This is a genomic window from Winogradskyella poriferorum, from assembly GCF_050618035.1.
GTDB classification, from domain to species: Bacteria; Bacteroidota; Bacteroidia; order Flavobacteriales; family Flavobacteriaceae; genus Winogradskyella; species Winogradskyella poriferorum_A.
In genome coordinates this window covers 1-229 of the sequence record NZ_JBODPY010000163.1, presented here as the reverse complement: position 1 = coordinate 229, position 229 = coordinate 1, and the positions used below count along the sequence as shown (strand labels likewise).

The 229-nt window shown below is 42.4% G+C and carries 1 protein-coding gene; it reads right to left on the bottom strand.

Going from position 1 to position 229, the window contains the following annotated elements; genetic code table 11:
- Positions 1-220: TIGR03643 family protein (locus ACRHOC_RS15325; protein ID WP_431159459.1), on the bottom strand; the 220-nt coding region annotated here is incomplete at its 3' end.
- Positions 221-229: the final 9 nt, after the last annotated feature.

Below are 229 nucleotides of genomic sequence, written 5' to 3'. Positions count from 1 at the left end.
ATCTGCCTTTGTCAAACGTTCTTTTTTTACTGTGTTTCCTTGAGCGCCCTTGAACACGAGCTCTCCAGATTCTGAAACTACTAGGTTTCATTTCTTTTCGCATGAGTCCGACCACCTCTTGCTCTTTGAGTCCAAACTGGAAAGTTATGGCTCCAAATGGTGTTCGGACTTCCCATGCCATTTCTATAATACGGTCAATATGTTGTGCTTCTAAATACATAGTCCTGCT